At 51.1% G+C, this 17,651-nt stretch carries 19 protein-coding genes; 9 read left to right on the top strand and 10 right to left on the bottom strand.

All coding sequences use genetic code 11. The features are described from left to right. Positions 1 to 12: 12 nt before the first annotated feature. Genes ACYUJT_RS16975 through ACYUJT_RS16965 form a run of 3 tightly spaced genes read right to left on the bottom strand, consistent with a single transcriptional unit; the run spans position 13 to position 3,745 of the window. Positions 13 to 2,079, bottom strand: coding sequence for a peptidoglycan D,D-transpeptidase FtsI family protein (locus tag ACYUJT_RS16975; RefSeq protein ID WP_460324319.1), 2,067 nt, complete (start codon positions 2,077 to 2,079; stop codon positions 13 to 15). 40 nt (positions 2,080 to 2,119) lie between these two features. Then, positions 2,120 to 3,283, bottom strand: a complete 1,164-nt coding sequence (locus ACYUJT_RS16970; RefSeq protein ID WP_460324317.1) for a transglutaminase domain-containing protein — start codon at positions 3,281 to 3,283, stop codon at positions 2,120 to 2,122. A 21-nt stretch (positions 3,284 to 3,304) separates the two neighbouring features. After that, positions 3,305 to 3,745, bottom strand: a complete 441-nt coding sequence (locus ACYUJT_RS16965) for a hypothetical protein (RefSeq protein WP_460324799.1) — start codon at positions 3,743 to 3,745, stop codon at positions 3,305 to 3,307. A 251-nt stretch (positions 3,746 to 3,996) separates the two neighbouring features. Here ACYUJT_RS16965 and ACYUJT_RS16960 point away from each other — a divergent pair, with 251 nt between their 5' ends. The 3 genes from ACYUJT_RS16960 (at position 3,997) to ACYUJT_RS16950 (ending at position 5,951) form a co-directional block, all read left to right on the top strand. Beyond that, entirely contained in the window at positions 3,997 to 5,163 is a 1,167-nt protein-coding gene (locus ACYUJT_RS16960) for an MFS transporter (protein ID WP_460324315.1), read from the top strand. A gap of 159 nt (positions 5,164 to 5,322) precedes the next feature. Further along, positions 5,323 to 5,445, top strand: coding sequence for a sporulation protein YjcZ (locus ACYUJT_RS16955; protein WP_460324313.1), 123 nt, complete (start codon positions 5,323 to 5,325; stop codon positions 5,443 to 5,445). Between the two features lie 158 nt (positions 5,446 to 5,603). Continuing rightward, positions 5,604 to 5,951 carry a toprim domain-containing protein gene (locus ACYUJT_RS16950; protein ID WP_460324311.1) on the top strand — a complete coding sequence of 116 codons (348 nt, stop codon included), beginning with the start codon at positions 5,604 to 5,606 and terminating at the stop codon, positions 5,949 to 5,951. A 4-nt stretch (positions 5,952 to 5,955) separates the two neighbouring features. On the opposite strand, the gene ACYUJT_RS16945 is transcribed toward ACYUJT_RS16950, so the two are convergent. The 3 genes from ACYUJT_RS16945 to trpS all read right to left on the bottom strand — a co-directional run bounded on the left by ACYUJT_RS16945 (position 5,956) and on the right by trpS (position 8,731). Continuing rightward, a complete protein-coding gene (locus ACYUJT_RS16945; protein WP_460324309.1) occupies positions 5,956 to 6,555 on the bottom strand; it encodes an SCO family protein in 600 nt (199 codons plus the stop codon). A gap of 37 nt (positions 6,556 to 6,592) precedes the next feature. Then, positions 6,593 to 7,531 (bottom strand): heme o synthase, encoded by a 939-nt coding sequence (gene cyoE / locus ACYUJT_RS16940; RefSeq protein WP_460324307.1) that lies wholly within the window; start codon positions 7,529 to 7,531, stop codon positions 6,593 to 6,595. Between the two features lie 216 nt (positions 7,532 to 7,747). After that, positions 7,748 to 8,731, bottom strand: a complete 984-nt coding sequence (gene trpS / locus ACYUJT_RS16935) for a tryptophan--tRNA ligase (RefSeq protein WP_460324305.1) — start codon at positions 8,729 to 8,731, stop codon at positions 7,748 to 7,750. Positions 8,732 to 9,208: 477 nt separating this feature from the next. Between trpS and ACYUJT_RS16930 the strand changes: the two genes are divergently transcribed. Together ACYUJT_RS16930 and ACYUJT_RS16925 are read left to right on the top strand one after the other, a co-directional pair. Beyond that, entirely contained in the window at positions 9,209 to 10,183 is a 975-nt protein-coding gene (locus ACYUJT_RS16930; RefSeq protein ID WP_460324303.1) for an aldose epimerase family protein, read from the top strand. A gap of 174 nt (positions 10,184 to 10,357) precedes the next feature. Next, a complete protein-coding gene (locus ACYUJT_RS16925; protein WP_460324301.1) occupies positions 10,358 to 10,579 on the top strand; it encodes a small, acid-soluble spore protein, alpha/beta type in 222 nt (73 codons plus the stop codon). A gap of 108 nt (positions 10,580 to 10,687) precedes the next feature. Here the strand turns inward: ACYUJT_RS16925 and ACYUJT_RS16920 are convergent, their stop codons facing one another. Together ACYUJT_RS16920 and ACYUJT_RS16915 are read right to left on the bottom strand one after the other, a co-directional pair. Then, the gene (locus tag ACYUJT_RS16920) at positions 10,688 to 11,098 is read right to left on the bottom strand and encodes an O-methyltransferase (RefSeq protein ID WP_460324299.1); all 411 of its coding nucleotides are present in this window, start codon (positions 11,096 to 11,098) and stop codon (positions 10,688 to 10,690) included. Between the two features lie 446 nt (positions 11,099 to 11,544). Continuing rightward, positions 11,545 to 13,347, bottom strand: coding sequence for a M3 family oligoendopeptidase (locus tag ACYUJT_RS16915; protein ID WP_460324297.1), 1,803 nt, complete (start codon positions 13,345 to 13,347; stop codon positions 11,545 to 11,547). An 88-nt stretch (positions 13,348 to 13,435) separates the two neighbouring features. Here ACYUJT_RS16915 and ACYUJT_RS16910 point away from each other — a divergent pair, with 88 nt between their 5' ends. Then, a complete protein-coding gene (locus ACYUJT_RS16910; RefSeq protein WP_460324295.1) occupies positions 13,436 to 13,612 on the top strand; it encodes a YycC family protein in 177 nt (58 codons plus the stop codon). Beyond that, complete coding sequence (locus ACYUJT_RS16905) at positions 13,609 to 13,842, top strand: hypothetical protein (protein ID WP_460324293.1); 234 nt, start codon at positions 13,609 to 13,611, stop codon at positions 13,840 to 13,842. Before ACYUJT_RS16910 ends, ACYUJT_RS16905 begins: the two co-directional genes overlap by 4 nt. Positions 13,843 to 13,900: 58 nt before the next feature. Here ACYUJT_RS16905 and ACYUJT_RS16900 read toward each other — a convergent pair whose 3' ends face one another. Together ACYUJT_RS16900 and ACYUJT_RS16895 are read right to left on the bottom strand one after the other, a co-directional pair. Then, entirely contained in the window at positions 13,901 to 14,599 is a 699-nt protein-coding gene (locus tag ACYUJT_RS16900; protein WP_460324291.1) for a DUF2225 domain-containing protein, read from the bottom strand. A gap of 66 nt (positions 14,600 to 14,665) precedes the next feature. Continuing rightward, positions 14,666 to 15,043: a globin domain-containing protein gene (locus tag ACYUJT_RS16895; RefSeq protein ID WP_460324289.1), complete on the bottom strand. Its 378-nt coding sequence runs from the start codon at positions 15,041 to 15,043 to the stop codon at positions 14,666 to 14,668. A 391-nt stretch (positions 15,044 to 15,434) separates the two neighbouring features. Between ACYUJT_RS16895 and ylbJ the strand changes: the two genes are divergently transcribed. Next, positions 15,435 to 16,670, top strand: coding sequence for a sporulation integral membrane protein YlbJ (gene ylbJ / locus ACYUJT_RS16890; RefSeq protein WP_460324287.1), 1,236 nt, complete (start codon positions 15,435 to 15,437; stop codon positions 16,668 to 16,670). Positions 16,671 to 16,793: 123 nt separating this feature from the next. Next, a complete protein-coding gene (locus ACYUJT_RS16885) occupies positions 16,794 to 17,597 on the top strand; it encodes an NAD kinase (RefSeq protein WP_460324285.1) in 804 nt (267 codons plus the stop codon). The last annotated feature ends 54 nt before the right edge of the window (positions 17,598 to 17,651 follow it).

Raw genomic sequence — 17,651 nt, 5'->3', positions numbered from 1 at the left:
ACCTTAACGGGATCATGGGTTAGCAGGCGTCTCCTGCCCCGTTTGCGTTTGCTCTGTTTGCATTTGTTTCGACTTCTTCGGCACGCCGTCCAGCCCGTATTCCTGATCGTACGCGTCAAAGATTTTTCGTGCGATCGGTGCGGCGCTCATCGAGCCGAACCCGCCCTCGGGGACAACAACTGCTACAGCGAGCTTTGGATTCTCCCGTGGAGCAAAGGCGATAAACACCCCGTTGTCAATCATTTTACCGCGGTAAGCCTGCTCAGAGGTTCCCGTCTTTCGAGCATAGTCATAGGGGAAGCCGTTGAATGCAGATACATCGGTCTTCATTCCGCTGATCACCTCGTCCCAGTGCTCTTTTTTGAAATTCACTTCATTTAGCACTTTAGGCTCGAACTCCTTGACGATATTGCCGTCGGAATCGGTAATTTTGCTAACCAGATGCGGCTCCATCCGCTTGCCGCGGCTGGCCAGGGTAGCCGTGAATTGAGCCAACTGCATGGCGGTATATTTACCCTGCTGGCCAAAGGAGGCATAGACCAATCTCGCCAGCGCCGTTTCGTTCTCGTCCTTGTATTCGAGCTTGCCCAAATACTCGGAAGGCAGATCGATTCCGGTCGAGACGCCGAGTCCAAACTCCTTCATGTATTTATCCCATATCTCAATACCTTCGGCACCGTACTTGTTATACAACCTCTTCCCGACCATCTCGACCATAAAGGTGTTCGAGGATTTATAAATCGCCCTAGACGGATCCATCGATCCATAAGCATGGCTGCCGGAGTTCCGTACTCTCGACGAATCGTTACGCCCGAAATAGGCGACCCCTCTGTCATTGTAGGTTGTATTTGTCGTGAACAGACCTTCATTCAATCCGATGAGCACAGACAGCGGCTTAATCGTCGAGCCGAGCAGTATCGTCGATTCAAAGTCATGGCCCGAACGGCCCGAACCGAACGGAGTAATCGTCCCGTTCTTATAGCTGTTCTCGATTTCCTTCCATATATCGCCGCTTACGCCGCCGCTCTTCCATACGTTCGAATCATAATCAGGCATGCTGGCCATCGCGATAATGTTTCCGGTTTCTACCTCCATTGCCACAGCATATCCCGTCTTGGCATTCGGATGCAGCCTGCCGGATACCGGATTGCTGTGAAGCCACTTCAATTGATCGGTAATGGCTTGCTGAGCGGTCAGTTGGACGTTCTTATTGAGCGTCGTATGCAGATCATTACCCTTCTGCGGAGCGGTCAATTCGGGGATGCCCGTCGCCATGTTTCGCGGGTCAATCGGAACGCTCTTGTATCCGTTTTTGCCGCGGAGCTCATGCTGGTACTGCATCTCCAATCCGTCGAAGCCCACGAATTCCTCGGCTGTATACTCCAGTCCAGGGTCTTTAATCTCCGATGCCATCGTTTCCCGGACCGAGTCGTACCAGGACACATCCAGCGTAGAACTGAACTTCCGCAGGTAGCCGATCGTCTGGGTAGCAACCCGGTCTTCGTCGTAATGGCGAATGCTTTCCTCCACGATATCAATTCCCGGAAACTGATCCTTCCGTTCCAGGAAATAAGCGATCTCCCGCTCCGTCAAATCGATCTTGATTCGGCGCGGCGCAAAGCCGTTGGCTCTCCGGTATTCCAAGTCCATCGCATCGACGATGTCATCTAGCGTCATCGGATCAGCATTTGGATCACCGTATTTATCAAAGGCCGCCTTCAGCGTCTCTGCCAAAGCTATGGCTTCGGGACGGTTCTCTTTCCCCCTCGTCGAGCTCTTGCTGTAGTCCTTCTGCAGCGTGATATACAAGGATTGCACGGGTGTGGAATAAGCCAGTTTCTCGCCGCCGTCCGCATAGATCGTTCCCCGCGTTGGCGGAAGCGGAACATCCTTCACTCTAAGACCCGTACCCTGCTGGGCCAGCGTCGGCCCTTCAACAAACTGCAGAATAGCCAGCCGGACGATGATCACCGTAAAGATGGCAAACGCGCTGAAGAAGAATAAATTTAGGCGAATATTGAAATGACGCTGCAGCTCTATTTCCTGCTCGCGCGGATCATCTGAATACACTTTTTTCATAGCCGAAATCTCGCTTTCTGTTGTTCGAACATTGATACATTTATTGTAACATACCGATCACTTTGTCCGCGATGTGAGTATCGTTAAAAGCGGGCGGGTTGAACCAGTCCCCACTCCTCGCCCAGGTTGCATCCAGAGGGACCCATGCGTCTTTCTCGGACAGGTACACCTCGTTCCAGGCATGGGGACCATAGCCGCCGCGGCCGTCATAACCAAGCCCTGTAACGACTTTAACCTGCAGTCCCTGCGAACGGGCCATCACCGCATATAACCGGGAGTAATCGATGCAGACTCCCCGTTTGCTGTCATAGGTCATCTGTGGCGTCTGCTCGTTCCAAATGCCCTTCTCCTCATAATCCCGCACTTTGTCGTAATCATAGGCCACCCTTGTCCCGATCCACTCATAGAGCAGGCGCGCCTTCTCTTCGTCGCTCCTTGCATTGTCCGTAATAGCGGTCGCGGCTTGTTCGATACCCCCGGGAATATCAGCATCGATGACCTCGTAGCGCCGCTGCAGGATGCCGTTTAATTCCTCCCCGACTCCCCGGGTAAATACCGGAAGCTTGTCCTTGATTAACTCGCCGGTCAACGGCTCGATAACCGTCCGGGCCCCCTGCTGATATGCGGGAGACGCCTCTACGTAACGGCTAAAGCTGCTGTCCGGGAACAAGGTGACTAGGATGAACAGCACCGCGATGACCATCAGGCAGCGCGCTGCTCCAATGACCCCGCCAATTCCAGCACCCATCAGGCGGCTGATCCACGACGCCGCTCCTTCCCGGCCGGAAGCAAGCCGACCGAATAAGGAATCGCCGCCGAACGCAAAGGCGCACACCAACCCCAAGATAGATCGAATTAGCCAGTAGCTGAGCATAAACACCACAGCAAAGCGCATTAGCGGAAAATCCCTTACTGCCGTAACTAACGTATAATAAAGCTGCTCCCACCTCGTCAGCTCCCGCAAGGGCGGCGCAAAACTGCCGAGCCACTCCTGCACCTTCGGAGCGATCCATATCGTAAACGGAACGGAGGCTGCCAAGCTGAGCAGCGACAGCAGCCCGCCGCTAAAGAGCGTAAATAGCCGGCCTGCCGAGCGGGAAGCCCCCCGCAGCAAACCCTGCAGTATCGAGATGGCCATAATGAGCATGAGCAAGGCGGAAATCATGTTGTATTCCCGCAAGCCGTCTATCCAGATTTCCGTCATGTCTGCCCCCTATTGTCATACTTATTTTGCGTTTTTCTGGGCCTCCTGCACGAAAGCCTCAAGCGTATCGCTCATCTTCCATTCGCCTAGGGAGACGCCGCGAAACACGACCTTTACCTTATCCTTCCCTGGCGTTCCCGTCACTTCCAGGTTCGGGGTAGTGATTGTAAAGGTTCCATCAGCGTTCTGAACCCATTTCGCTTCCTTGGCCTCGTTCTTCATCGCATTCAGCACTTCATTCTTGCTGTATTCTACCGCCTGATCCTTCACCGTATTTACGGCATCTCCGATGTCCTTCAGCGAAATGCCGCTGTAAATGACGATAAAAGCGGCGATAACGAGAACCAGCGCCCATTTCACAACGGTCTTCACTAAATTCACGATGAGAAGCAAAACGACCAGCGCAATAACAATAACGAGCCAATTCTGCTTTAGAAATTCCGTCCATACCTGCACATCCATCATTTCCAGCACCCCTACCGTCTCATTTTCTCTTAATTAAACGTAACAAACCTCAACTTAGTTTCATCTCAAATTTGTAGGATTCCATAGTGTAAGTTATTATACATGATCGGCCTTAGCGATGTCAGCTAACCCTCGTTTATTTCCAAGTATTCTAGGAATAGGGGATGGCCTGTTATTTAAAAGGGTATAAGTTCGTCCCCTGCGACGTACAAGTAGAGCATAAGGGATTACTCAGGAGGCAAGGTATGATGAAAATGGCATTTTGGCTGTACTTCTTTTTGTTCCTCGCTTTCTTTGATCTGCATGCGCAATACCCGATTCTAACCCCCTTCGCACTCTCGATCGGCGCGGCTCCCGTGTTCATCGGCTGGATGATGGGGATTTACGCCCTTACGCATCTGCCGGGCAACCTGATTGCCGGACAGGGGGTCGACAAACACGGGAGCAAGGGCTATATGATCTTCAGCCTGATCTCCGCCGGGATTATTCTGCTGCTGCAGGCTCACGTTACCGAGCCCTGGCAGCTCCTCGTTCTCCGCTCCATCAGCGGTTTCGTCCTGGCGTTTCTGTCCCCGGCCTGCCTGGCCCTGCTGGCCTCGCTATCGAAAGATCCCATCGGCCAAGGCAAGCTGATGGCTGGACATGGCGTAGTGCATACGCTCGCTTCCGTGGTTTCCCCTGCCGCCGGCGCCTTTCTAGTCGCGCAAAGCGGCTACTCCATGACCTTCCAGTCCCTGGGCTGGCTGCTAATCGTCACGGGAATCATCGCGATATTCATGGTTCATGAGCCCCGCCCGGCGGGCATGCCAAGCCCACCAGTCGTTATTGCGAACGAACGCGCGCCAGCAATATTCCAGGTCATTCCCTTGAGGTATTTCTTATTGCCCTTTGCCGTATCCTGTTCGCAGGGGATACTGTTCTTTGAGCTCCCGCTGCAGCTCGGAGGTACGGAAGGGATTATGCATACCGGGATCAACTTTTCGATTATAAGCCTAGGAGCTTTGGTTACCTTGTCGATGCTGTTCCTAAGCCATTATTCCCCGTATTTGCGGACACATATAGGGATACTGGGCATCGCCCTGTCTTTTTTCTCCCTCGCTGCCCTGGATACTGTTCCGCTCGCTTTGTCGCTATTTACGCTCGGGATCGCCAAAGGTGTCGTATATCCCGCGATGTCATCCCTGTTTATTGATTTGAGCGGCGGGGAGCGCCTCGGCACGGTATTCTCCCTGCAATCGATCGCCATGTCGATAGGCTCCTTCGTTGGGCCCATTACGGCCGGGGCAATACACGGCTCGTTTTCCCCTTATTTTGCCGCGTTCCTGCTCTTGATGACCGTCATTATTCTAGTGCCGCCGGGGCGCAAAAAGGGACTGAACCTTCCCCCGCTGCCAACACCGACAAATATCCGCTAACCGACGAATAGGGCGCAGCGGTGCTTGTCGAACGCAACCAATTGTTCCACCTAGCTTCTTTTCACTGTTTTAGGCTGCTGCACAGAGCACTAGCGACGAATGTACATAGTATAACGTGTAGTCACCGACAACCGACAGATGCGAAAGTGGGGTGAAACAATGGGCCAAATCGGTGCTTGCGGACCCGGACCGGTCGTACCAGGCGGTTTCTGGACATCAACGGGAGTCATCCTTGTACTGTACATTCTACTGGTGATCATTCTCCGCGCTCCTCTGTTCTAGAACATCTGTGCTTCACTATTAGCGGTCTGCCGTGGGCAGGCCGTTTGCATTGCGTTCGTTTTTTTGCATCATCTGTGATTGCGGTATACACTATAGGGGATCTGAGGCTATCCTATCCTGCCATTCTAATCGATAACAACCAGCCCGAGGTGATCTAATTGTCGATCTACATCATTGTTGAAGGAAAAAACGACCGGAGCAGGCTGCGGCGCGTGCTCAGCGAAGAAATAACGATCCTGTGTACTTTCGGCACTTTGAATTCACTGAAATTGGAGTCGCTTCGCCAACAGATCAAAGATGACGAGGTATTCTTATTTATGGATAACGATTCCTCTGGGAAACGAATCCGCGGGATACTACGCGATGCGTTTCCCGATGCCGGGCAAATCTATACCAGGCGGGGCTACGCGGGGGTCGAAGGGACGCCGGAGGAATACCTGATCGCGCAATTAGAAAAAGCCGGGCTGGAGGATTATATCGTTTATCCCCCGCCCGGCTTCGCATAAGCTTCTATTCTTTCGCCAACCTCGCCACGACGGCCGCAATTTCCTCTGCGGTAGCGTCAGGACGGAACATTTCGCGAATGTTCCCCTTACGGTCGACAAGCCCTATAAGATCCATGTGGACAAAGTTACCGTCCTTATCCTGGTTCACTAATATTTTAAAAGAGTTCATCGCCAAATCGATGACCTGCTGCTGCTCTCCCCGCAAGAAATACCAGCCGGAATAATCCGCCATGAATTTATCCCCGAACTCCTTAAGCCGTTCCCTCGTATCCCTCTCCGGATCGAAGGTCACCGACACGATCGTCGCATCCTTGCCGAACAATCCCTTCTCCTTCAGTTCGTCCTGCACCTGGGAGAGCCTTAAAGTCGTAACCGGGCATACATCGGGACAGTTGGAGAAGAAGAAGTAGAACAGCCTTACCTTCCCGTTCGTATCCTCGAGCGCCACATTATTGCCATCCAGGTTCTCCAACGAGAACGGGGCTACGGTTCCGATAACCGGAAGCTTCGGCTTGGCGAGAGAGCTCCACAGCAAATATCCGGCAAGCACTACACAGATCGCCAGCATGATCCATGTCCATTTATATTTTTTCAACAAAGTCATTACAGTGCCTCCATCATTTCCTCTGCTACCAGACCGGTTACATTCGTACGGTATCCAGAATCATCACGATCAGGCTGATCGTCAAATAATTCACGGAGAAGATAAATACTTTCTTGGCCCAAGTATCATCATCCTGCGAACGAATGCCTTTAAGCGCCATGTACAGCCAGATGACAGACAACGCCTCGCCGATGATCAGGAACCAGATACCCGTATAACCGTAAACGTACATTAATACAGGTATGGGAAGCAGCAGCACAAGATATGGAATCATCTGCAGCTTCGTTCTCGGAATCCCTTTGACGACTGGAAGCAGCGGATAGCCGGCTGCCCGGTATTCCTCGACTCGGCGAATGCCGAGCGCCCAGAAATGCGGCGGCTGCCACAAGAACAGGAGCGCAAACAACAGCCAGGCTCCCAGGTCCACTTTGCCCGTAACGGCCACATAGCCGATTACTGGCGGCATTGCCCCTGAAATCGCACCAACCGAGGTGCTCCAGGTCGACGTACGCTTCAACCATAACGTATACACGACGACGTAAACTAACATTCCAACGGCGCCGAATATTCCTGCCAGCAGGCCAGAGAAGCTGAACAAGACCGCTAATCCAATTACGCCGAGAATGATCGCATACCATAGCACGATCTGCGGCGACAGTTTGCCGGTAGGCAAAGCCCGTTTCTTCGTCCGCTCCATCTTCATGTCGAAGTCACGGTCGAAATAATTGTTGAATACGCAAGACGAAGCCATTACAAGAACGGCTCCCAGAATCGTCCAGATTAATTTCCCATATTGCAAATCCCATTGAGAGGCAAGCCAAAACCCGGCAAATACCGCAATGACGTTCGAGCGGATAATGCCTGGCTTCGTTAAGGCTATGAAATCTTTCCAAGTTGCCGTTTCTCCCGGAGGAGTTGGTCTCACGGACAACGCAGGGGAATCCGATGGAGCAGTATAGCCTAGTGGTTTTTCCATGCGTTATATTTTCCTCCTATGCTTATATATAAAATCAATTAAAATTCTAATGAATTATACCTTCTTGCTATAAACTTTATCATATCAAAACATCGAAGTCTCTGACAATCGTTACATAATGGTCAATTTATTATGACAATTCCGTGACGACAGCAAGAAAACCCGGATATTTATCCGGGTTTCCCTGCCTTGTCTAGCCCTTCGTCTAGTTGTTGCTTATTTAGTAATAAACCCCATCATACGCTGCACGTCGGAAAGCGTCTGCTCCGCCATTTCCGAAGCTCTCTCGGCACCTTGCTTCAAAATGTCGAAAATTTCGCCGGACTCCCGGATATCGCGGTATCGCTGCTGCAGTGGTTCAATTAGGCCAACTACGACTTCCGCCAAATCCTTCTTGAAGGCGCCGTACATTTTGCCCTCATAAAGACGCTCGACTTCAGCCACTGGAATTTCAGCGCATTGGCTGTAAATCGAAATGAGATTGCTCACCTCCGGTTTGTTCTCCCGGTCGAATCTCACTTCGCTGCCCGAATCGGTCGTTGCGCGGCTGATCTTCTTGCGGATGTCGGCCGGCGAGTCCAGGAGCGAAATATAGCTCCCCGGGTTCGGATTGCTCTTGCTCATTTTCTTCGAAGCGTCATCAAGCGACATGATGCGGGCTCCTACCTCTGGAATATACGGCTCAGGAATGGTGAAATATTCTCCAAATCTGCTGTTAAAGCGTCCAGCCAAATCGCGGGTAAGCTCCAAGTGCTGTTTCTGATCATCGCCTACGGGCACCAGATCAGCATTGTATACGAGGATATCCGCTGCCATCAGCGAAGGATACACGAACAGCCCAGCGCCGACCGATTCCTTGCCCTCCGACTTGTCCTTGAACTGGGTCATCCGCTCCAACTCTCCCATGGCGGTCAGCGTGGTCAGGATCCACCCCAGCTGCGCATGCTGAAGAACATGGGATTGCATGTATACGTTAGCCTTGGATGGATCAATGCCAGCCGCGACGAACAAAGCAGCCACTTGTTCGGATTGCTCCCGCAAGGCAGCTGGATCCTGCGGCACTGTAATCGCATGAAGATCGACGACCATAAAGTTGCACAAATGCTCATGCTGGAGCTTCACGAAGTTTCTCAGTGCGCCGATGTAATTTCCTAAAGTCAATTTTCCGCTGGGCTGAATGCCGGAAAGAACTTTTTTCATAATAAACTTCCTCCTTATCACTCTAAAACTGCTTCTGCTTCTGTACCGATACCGCTGAACGCAAAAAACCCCACGCCCGCAAGGGACGTGAGACCGTGGTGCCACCCTTATTCGCCAAGACCCGTTAAGCGGCAACAACCGCAGACAAGCAAAGTCTTAACCTTGATGCTCCGTAACGTGGAGCGTACCCGGCCGGCTTAATAGGACGACCGTTTGCCGTCTTTTACGCTCGGCGCTCCAGGGTCCATTCAGCCTAAGCAACTTCGCCGGTTCGCATCACCCACCGGCTTTCTGCGAAAGAAGTCCGCTTCGCTTACTTGTCCCTGTCATCGCGTTCATTTTATTGTTAAATTTATATGTCCAATCATACTCGCCGTGCGACTTGCATGTCAACTTCCGTTTTTCGTCCCCAGCAAAAAGTGTTATGATAAGGCTAGTTGTTCGATTTCGATTATTTGTGGGAAAAGGAGCATCGATATGAAAAAAGTGACCAAAGGGCAATGGAACGGTTACGATACTTATACGTTACATAGCCGTGAGCTTGATGTCACGCTGCTGCCCCGCCTTGGCAATAATGTCATCAGCATCCGGGATCATGTCCAGCAACGCGATGTACTTCGCCGCCCAGATGAGAGTGAACTCGATTTCTATTTGCAAAAGCCGTATCACTTCGGAATTCCTTTGTTGATTCCGCCTGGAAGAATCCGCAGAGGACGCTTCGTGTATGCTGGCCAAGAGTACCAGTTTGACCGCAATACGGCAAATGACAATCATATTCATGGCCTTCATCGTACGCAAGCCTGGTGCGTCAGCGACATCGAAGAAGACGATGAGGGCTGTTCGATCACTACGGAATTCGTCACTTCGGATGACCCGAATTGGATTCGGCAGTTTCCAGTACCGCTCAAGCTAGAAATGACATTGCGCTTGCAAGGGGCAAAGCTTTCGCAAACTTTCCGGATTCATCATTTGGGCGATCGTCCTGCTCCTTTCGGGCTTGGCTTGCACACCTGGTTCTTGCTGGACGGCCAACCTGATAAGTGGACGGTTACATTGCCCGTCTCCGGGAAATATAAATTAGACGATGAACTGATTACAACCGGCGAAATTGAGCCTCTCGGCGAGCTTAAGCCTTTGACCCAAGGCTTAAAGCTGCAGGGAACGGATTTTGATACGATGTTCAGGATCGGCGATAACCCCGTACGAGCTACGCTGATGCATGATGATGGATATGGCCTGGTCTATTCGGCTGATCCCGCTTATTTCAAGCATTGGGTGCTGTATACGAAGGGAGCAGCCGATCAGTTTCTGTGCATTGAACCTTATACCTGGCTCCCGGATGCACCTAACTCCGGATTGCCAAATGAAGTTACAGGGCTTATCGAGCTTCAGCCCGAGCAAAGCCTGGAACTTAACCTGCAGTTGGAAATGATTTACCCTGAATCTAATTAAGTCCTACGCCGTGCTTTTTTAAATGGATCTATGGAATCAAGCAAGCAATTCTCTGCGGAGGATTGCTTTTTTTGTGCGGTGCAATAATTACCAATGCTATAGCAAGAAATAAGACTGCATATTTTAGCTCGCGAAATCCATACTAATTTCACAAAGGCAAAGGAGGTGACAAACATGGCAAACGGAAGCCGTTCCAACAACCTTGTCGTTCCTCAAGCGAACGCTGCACTGCAGCAGCTGAAAATGGAAGCTGCACAAGAACTGGGCGTTCAAATTCCACAAGACGGTTACTACGGTAACTATACTTCCCGCGAGACCGGGTCTCTCGGAGGTTACATTACAAAACGTCTGGTTCAAATCGCTGAGCAGCAATTGTCGGGTCGTTCTAACCAGTAATCAGTGTGTCCTATTCGCCGATAAAAAGGCAGGCGGTCTGCAATGAGCAGGTCGCCTGCCTTTCTCCATCGTTTCAAGCCGTATATTGCACGCGCGATCGCAGACATGTTATGAGATATCGTGATATGTACTTGCCGGATCCTTTCTCGAATAGCGCTGTATCATCAAATTTGCCATATTGTAATTGGACTCTAAAATAGCGTCCACAATAATCGTGTCCTGCCGCAGCGCAAACTCATAGCTAATTTCCCCATGCGTCCAGTAACGTTTGAACTTCAAGGCTTCAATGGCCATCGCTTTAAACGATTTCAACTGCTGATTCGTTAATCCTCTATCCTCCTCAGACAATTGTCCGTTACGACCTGCAATCGGATTATGGCGGATACCGAATTTCCCAATGGCATTATTGCGAATTTGAATAAATACAGTTCCCGAGGTCATGCCGGATAATTCTGCTTCAAGCTCCTTAAATACCATGTCAACCTGCCTGGCAAGTGAAAGCTGGTCCGTCTTCAGCATATCCACCCTCCCTTCCCATATGATTCCCTTTATAGGGCTTACGCCTCATTATATTCCAATATGACTAACCGATCAACAATAAGAAACAAAAATGGTTATTTATTACTATATCTATAGTTTTTTCAACAAATGTAAACCAAATTTTTTCGCCAAATTACATACTTTTACGACAGTATTTTCCCCTTTATTTTCCGAGGGTTTCACACTTATTTGCTGTTCGGCTGCAATATCGATTTTGCATCCAAAACACCTGAGCAATTTACCATTTTTATGAGATACGACAGTGACATATTTTGCACGAAACGATGTAAAATAGAGTAATCAACCTGCATGAAGATAGTTCTTTATACCTACAAATTTGGTTTTTCTCCCCTAAATTCATTTTGGGAAATTTAGATTAACGACAAAAAAGCAGGGCCTCTTATAGAAGCCCCGCCTGATTTCACTCATTCCGTCAATTCCAAAAACGTTTTTACGTCAGCTACTGCCACAGCCATAGCCTCTCTCCAAAAATCCGGCTGCGTCAGGTCGACTTCAAGATGCTTGCTGGCAAGTTCTTCAACAGTCATGCGCCCCGTATTCTGGAGCAGAGCATCATATTTCGCGGCGAAGCTCTCTCCCTCGCGCTGCGCTCTCGCATACAGCCCGGTACTGAACATATACCCGAACGTGTACGGGAAGTTATAGAACGGCACGTCGGTAATATAAAAATGCAGCTTGGATGCCCAGAAGTGAGGGTGGTAGGAGCCCAGCGCCCCATGATATGCCTCGCGCTGCGCTTCCTCCATCAATGCCGATATCTCTCCGGCGTTAAGCGCTCCTTGCTTTCTTCTCTCATAGAAGCGCGTCTCGAACAAGAAGCGGGCATGGATGTTCATGAAGAAGCTGACACTGCTGCTGATTTTATCGGCGAGCAGGCTCAGCTTTTGCTTGTCGTCCGCCGCGTTTTTCACGAGGGCATCCGCCACGATCATTTCCGCAAAGGTCGAAGCTGTTTCCGCTACGTTCATCGCATAATCCTGATTGAACTGCGGCAGATCATCCATTAGATACTGATGATAAGCGTGGCCCAGCTCGTGCGCCAGCGTAGAGACGTTGGACACCGTTCCGCCGAAGGTCATAAAGATGCGCGTCTGTCCGCTGACCGGAAGCGACGTACAGAACCCGCCTGGACGCTTGCCCGGACGATCCTCGGCCTCGATCCAGCGCTTGTTGAACGCCTCAGCAGAGAAATCCGCCAGCTTCGGGCTGAAGTTGCGGAACTGCTTCACGATCTCCTCGGCGGCCGCCTCATAGGAGATTTTGTCCGCAGACTCTCCAAGGGGCGCATCAACATCGCTCCAGGACAACTGCTCTAATCCCATCAGCTTGGCCTTGCGGTTCAAGTAAGCTACGAATACGGGCTTATTCTCTTCAATGACCTGCCACATCATGTCCAGTGTCGCTTTGGACATCCGGTTGATGTCCAGCGGCTCCTTCAGGATATCGTGCCAGCCTCTTTTTTCGTATAGCTTAATGCGAAAGCCTGCCAGCCGATTAAGCGTATCAGCGCAATAATCCGCGACTTCGCTCCAAGCCTGTTCCCAGCTGTTGAATGTCTCTTCCCTTACTGCGCGGCTGTTGTCCCCCAGCTTGTTGGCTGCCTGGCCTACGGACAAGGACGTCAGCTTGCCGTCTTCATCCTGGAAAGGGACCTCCACTTTTGACACGATGGTGTCGTAATGCTGCCCCCAGCCGTGATAGCCGTCGATCGCCAAATCAGATGCCAGGCTCTCCAGCTCTGGAGCCAGCTTCTCACGGGCGGCGTCGCGCTTCTCGCTCAGCACGAACGAAATCGGGGCGACCTCCTCACTGGACATCCACAGCTCCCATAGCTCGTCTCCTGTATTGCGCAGTACATTTTGGAACAGTGTCATTGCATTCTCATACGCGGCGCGCAAGGCAGTGACTTTGCCGGAGAGCTGCACAGCCTTCTTATCATGCTGATTCTCTGCCGTTAAGCAGGCCACGAAGCTGCTGGCTTCCACGATTCTGCCTACCGCGCTTTGCAGCCCGGCAATCAGCCGATCCAGGCCCGCTGCCTCCTCTAGACTTCCCGGAGCGCTGAACTGCTGCAGCTCCTGATGCATCGCCGCGATATCCTCCTGAAGTTGCTGCAGGAACGCTTCAAACTCCGCCGAGGAAGAGCCCCCTGTAAAAATAGAATCCAGCTCCCAGGTCTGTTGTACCGGATTTGTCAGTTGTGCCATGGTTATGCATCCTTTCCTTATGCCAATGTTGATGCCACCGGCATTAAAAGTGTATGATATAGAAACCAGATCGACAGGAGGGGATCATATGAAACCACTGCAAGTCTCACCGGAAACTGCCGTTAAACTAGCCGAAAAATTAAAGGTACCCCTTGAGCACCTTATGCATATGCCGCAGCATATATTAATGCAAAAAATCGCGGAGCTTGCCAAAGAGGAAGCGAACAAGCCTTCACCTGCGGACGATTCGGGTGCGTCCTCATGATTCCTTTTGAAAGGGCTCTGCCTTACGATATTTTCATGGGCGATGTATATGCGCCAAAATGCCCTTTTTGCGGGCAAGAGAACGTCCTTCTCTCCCTGAAGCCTCAAGAGGTGCAGAGCGTGCATGAAGGAAAAAAGAAGCTGCTCGTCTTTCCCTGCTGCAAGAACAAACTTACGCTGCTGGACAGCGACTCCGATTACTTGCTGACCGATACAGTCGTACGCAAGTAAGGGCAGAAGAGGCCGTTCCCTTTTCCAATGAACGGCCCCTGTAGTTCGGTTATAAGCTTTAACCCTTAATCTCTTCCGTCAACTCTTCCCCTTTGTCCAGCATTTCTTCCCGCAGCAGCGCCCATTGCTCCCGGCAGGCGCGAATCATTGCGGCATCCATGATTTTCTTGTCATTGATTACTCTCGCGAACCATTTGACAGCTTCGTTATATGCTCCGATTCTGCGGTTTAATTCGCCAATCAAATACATCAGCCGGGCATCATTGCCGCTGATCCCCTCATTCTCGAACACCTTTATGTAAGAACTCAAGGCATGCTTCAAAAAGCGCTGCTCCTGCTCATGTTCCTCGCGATAACGGTACAGCCAGGCGATATGGTGAAGCAAACTCGCGATAATACGTTCCTTCTCGCCGGTCGTTTGCGCACAGAGCAGGGCTAGCTTATAAGTCTCCAGCGCATGCTCCCAGGTTCTTGATCCGCCATAATTTCGCTTTACGAGGCGGTCGCTAATATTCTGCTCGAATTCGCGGCGCTGCCGTTCCGTCAGGTGGTCGTTCGAGTTCTCCGTTGAAGCGAAGCCGCAGGAAGGGCAAACCCGCACCACGTAATAATCAGGATTCAAATCGCGGTAATAGCCGCAAAAATCGCTATCCGTCCGGATCGCCCGCTTTAGGCTCGGCCTGACCCGCGACGTCGAATACTCATTCTCGCAATTAGCGCAGGTCACCTTGATTTTGTAAAGAGGTTCCAGTTCCACACGATTACTTCCTTTCATTACCGTCATTAGACAAGACGCTCCAGCGCCTCTCTCTCTTCTTTGCCGCTAAGGTGTGTTTACGAAATGAAAAGCAGGTCCAGACAACCGTTGAATAACAAAATCCTTTAACTCATCTTCCACCCCGATCTCTTCCAGCGCTTCCGTCATGCAAGCTAGCCAGGCCTCGGCTCTCTCGCGTGTGACCGGGAATGGCAGATGCCTTGCCCTCATCATCGGGTGGCCGTAAGCGTCCGAGAACAGGGAGGGGCCGCCGAAAAATTGCGACAGGAACATATACTGCTTCTCCATCACGGGCTTAATATCCTCCGGGAACAAAGGCCCAAGCAGCGGATTCGCCTTTACTTTGGGATAAAAGGCCTCCACGAGTTGCCGGATGATCTTCTCGCCGCCCAGGTTATCATAAATGCTTAAACTTGGATTCACAGGATTCCTCTCCAACTTCCACATTGTATTTTTGGTACTTCGTATCAATTATAGCAAAAAAAAATAAAAGCTCCTACCGGAGCCCTTACGTATCATCAGGATCAACCTGCTGCTATATCAATAACTTCGCCAATCCTCTTCACTGGAATGGACGCGAGAAGCGCGGATCACATACACAAAGGCGCATACAAGCACACCTGCTACAAAACTCATACCCAACACTCCATCCATCAGAGATTTTTGTCCCGTGAAGTATACATCTGTGATTTTTATTCTAACACATCTCTTTCAAAAATACAGTATAAATTGTAATCGCTTTCTTGCTTTTTTTGTGCTGTTTGTCCTAATCCGCTCATACACTTCCACTATGAACTTTGTGGAGGCGTTCCTCATGAACCTGAAGCGAATTGCCATGTCGCTCATCATTATAACTATGACGTCGATCGGCGTCCTGATGCTATACTATCCCGCAGTTTCCTGGGAAGCAGGGGTGACCGGGCTTGCCATCTGGTGGGAAGTTTTGTTTCCGTCCCTGTTTCCCTTCTTCGTCATTTCCGAGCTGATGCTCGGATTCGGAATCGTCCATTTCCTAGGAAAATTGCTTGATCCCCTTATGAGGCCTTTGTTTCGAATCCCGGGCAGCGGCGGTTTCGTCGCAGCCATGGGTTTTGCCTCTGGCTATCCAGTCAGCGCCAAGCTGGCGACCAAGCTCAGGGAGCAGCGCCTCATCAGCCGCGTGGAAGGCGAGCGCCTCGTAGCCTTCACAACCTCCTCCGACCCGATCTTTCTCATCGGCGCCGTGTCGGTCGGCTTCTTCGGCAGCTCCAAGCTGGCGGGTATTCTGGCACTGGCCCATTACGGAAGCGCGCTGCTCCTAGGAATCATGCTGAGGTTCTATGGTACTAGGGAGAAGAGCCTTCCGGCCGGACGGATATCCTCTTCCCCGGCAAAATTCAGCCTGCGCTCCGCGCTCAAAGCGATGCATGAGGCCCGGATAAACGACGGGCGAAGCCTAGGCGAACTGCTGAAGCAGGCGGTCTCCTCTTCCCTTCAGCTGATGGCAGTCGTCGGCGGCCTCGTCGTTTTCTTCTCGGTCATCCTGAAGCTGCTCACCGCTTCCGGTATAATGAGCCTGCTCTATGCGGGCATTCAGTCCCTGCTAGGTTTAACCGGCCTCCCGGCCGATTTGGCCGAGCCCTTCGTAGGCGGAATCTTCGAGGTGACCCTCGGTGCCAAAGCGGCCGCGGCCCCGCCCGGCGTTCCGCTCATGTATAAAGCCGCAGCGGCGGCCTTCATTTTATCCTGGGGAGGCTTGTCCGTTCACGCCCAGGTTGCCAGCATTCTGAACGGAGCGGACTTGCGCTATCTCCCCTTTTTAGCGGCTCGCTTGATCCACGGCATTATGGCGGCATCCGTATTGCTGCTTCTCTGGACCCCCATGATGGGCTCTGACTCGACCGCCATGCTGCTGATTTCCCTGGAAGAGGAAATGCCGGTAGGATGGAGCTGCGTTCCTGATGCATTTATAATTTTTCTGAAATTGATATCGGTTCTTCTTATTTTATCTCTGCTCGCCCGAATCATTCATCGGATACTTGCCCGAACCGAAGGGAGAACAAGGAAATGAACGTTGTGTTCTGCTACAGAATTGATTATGATCTTTACATACGGTAGTTTTTCTTGCGATACCAGGAAGCTCTTGCTTCGAATGTTATTCTTTCTGATATCTATTACAAAGGAGCCTGTCATCTTGAGATATTACGTTCTTGACCGTGGCGATCAATTGTCCGTTGAATTAAGCGAAAAGTTCCATCAATTGGCCGCAAAACAAGGTCTTCAATTGGATGCAGAGTCACCGGACATCGTCGTTTCCATTGGAGGAGACGGAACGATGCTCCACGCTTTCCATACGTTCATTGACCGTATACCGTCGATCTCTTTTGTGGGGGTACACACCGGGCATCTCGGTTTTTTCGCTGATTGGCAAGCCAATGAAATTCCAGAGCTCGTCGATATGATTACCCGGCACAAAGATGAAGCCTTGCTTAAGCCCCGGATTGTACATTATCCGCTTATTGAGCTGGAAATTCAGAAGAAGTCAGGGACCTCCTCGTATATTTGCCTAAACGAATTCACCTTGAAAGGCGTGGACGGCACGATTGTCGCCCAGGTCGATATCAATGATCAAATGTTTGAAATGTTCCGGGGAGACGGTTTTTGCATCTCTACGCCTTCTGGAAGTACGGCTTATAATAAGAGCCTGGGCGGAGCCATCATCCATCCTTCGATCAAAGCCTTGCAAATTTCCGAAATCGCTTCGATCAACAACCGGGTTTTTCGGACGATCGGGTCTTCCCTAGTGCTGCCGAAGCACCATCACTGTGATATTTATTCGCGGAAGGAACAAAATTTGCTGCTTACTCTGGATCATATCAATTATTCGATCAGCGACCTTATCTCCGTTCGCTGCCAAGTGGCGAAGCAGAGCGTCAGCTTCGTGCGCTATCGTCCTTTTCCCTTCTGGAACCGCGTCCGCAACGCCTTCCTCGGATAATAAACTACACATCGACGCATTAGCATGAGAAACGGATGTTGCAGCAACATCCGT

The sequence above is a fragment of the Paenibacillus sp. YSY-4.3 genome (assembly GCF_054767475.1).
The sequence above is the reverse complement of the archived record's forward strand: the minus strand, read 5'-3'. Positions and strand labels throughout refer to the sequence as shown.

Coding starts and splice junctions, on each gene's coding strand:
- ACYUJT_RS16975 (WP_460324319.1), bottom strand. CDS start 2,079: ATGAAAAAAGTGTATTCAGATGATCCGCGCGAGCAGGAAATAGAGCTG.
- ACYUJT_RS16970 (WP_460324317.1), bottom strand. CDS start 3,283: ATGACGGAAATCTGGATAGACGGCTTGCGGGAATACAACATGATTTCC.
- ACYUJT_RS16965 (WP_460324799.1), bottom strand. CDS start 3,745: ATGGATGTGCAGGTATGGACGGAATTTCTAAAGCAGAATTGGCTCGTT.
- ACYUJT_RS16960 (WP_460324315.1), top strand. CDS start 3,997: ATGAAAATGGCATTTTGGCTGTACTTCTTTTTGTTCCTCGCTTTCTTT.
- ACYUJT_RS16955 (WP_460324313.1), top strand. CDS start 5,323: ATGGGCCAAATCGGTGCTTGCGGACCCGGACCGGTCGTACCAGGCGGT.
- ACYUJT_RS16945 (WP_460324309.1), bottom strand. CDS start 6,555: ATGACTTTGTTGAAAAAATATAAATGGACATGGATCATGCTGGCGATC.
- cyoE (WP_460324307.1), bottom strand. CDS start 7,531: ATGGAAAAACCACTAGGCTATACTGCTCCATCGGATTCCCCTGCGTTG.
- trpS (WP_460324305.1), bottom strand. CDS start 8,731: ATGAAAAAAGTTCTTTCCGGCATTCAGCCCAGCGGAAAATTGACTTTA.
- ACYUJT_RS16930 (WP_460324303.1), top strand. CDS start 9,209: ATGAAAAAAGTGACCAAAGGGCAATGGAACGGTTACGATACTTATACG.
- ACYUJT_RS16925 (WP_460324301.1), top strand. CDS start 10,358: ATGGCAAACGGAAGCCGTTCCAACAACCTTGTCGTTCCTCAAGCGAAC.
- ACYUJT_RS16920 (WP_460324299.1), bottom strand. CDS start 11,098: ATGCTGAAGACGGACCAGCTTTCACTTGCCAGGCAGGTTGACATGGTA.
- ACYUJT_RS16915 (WP_460324297.1), bottom strand. CDS start 13,347: ATGGCACAACTGACAAATCCGGTACAACAGACCTGGGAGCTGGATTCT.
- ACYUJT_RS16910 (WP_460324295.1), top strand. CDS start 13,436: ATGAAACCACTGCAAGTCTCACCGGAAACTGCCGTTAAACTAGCCGAA.
- ACYUJT_RS16905 (WP_460324293.1), top strand. CDS start 13,609: ATGATTCCTTTTGAAAGGGCTCTGCCTTACGATATTTTCATGGGCGAT.
- ylbJ (WP_460324287.1), top strand. CDS start 15,435: ATGAACCTGAAGCGAATTGCCATGTCGCTCATCATTATAACTATGACG.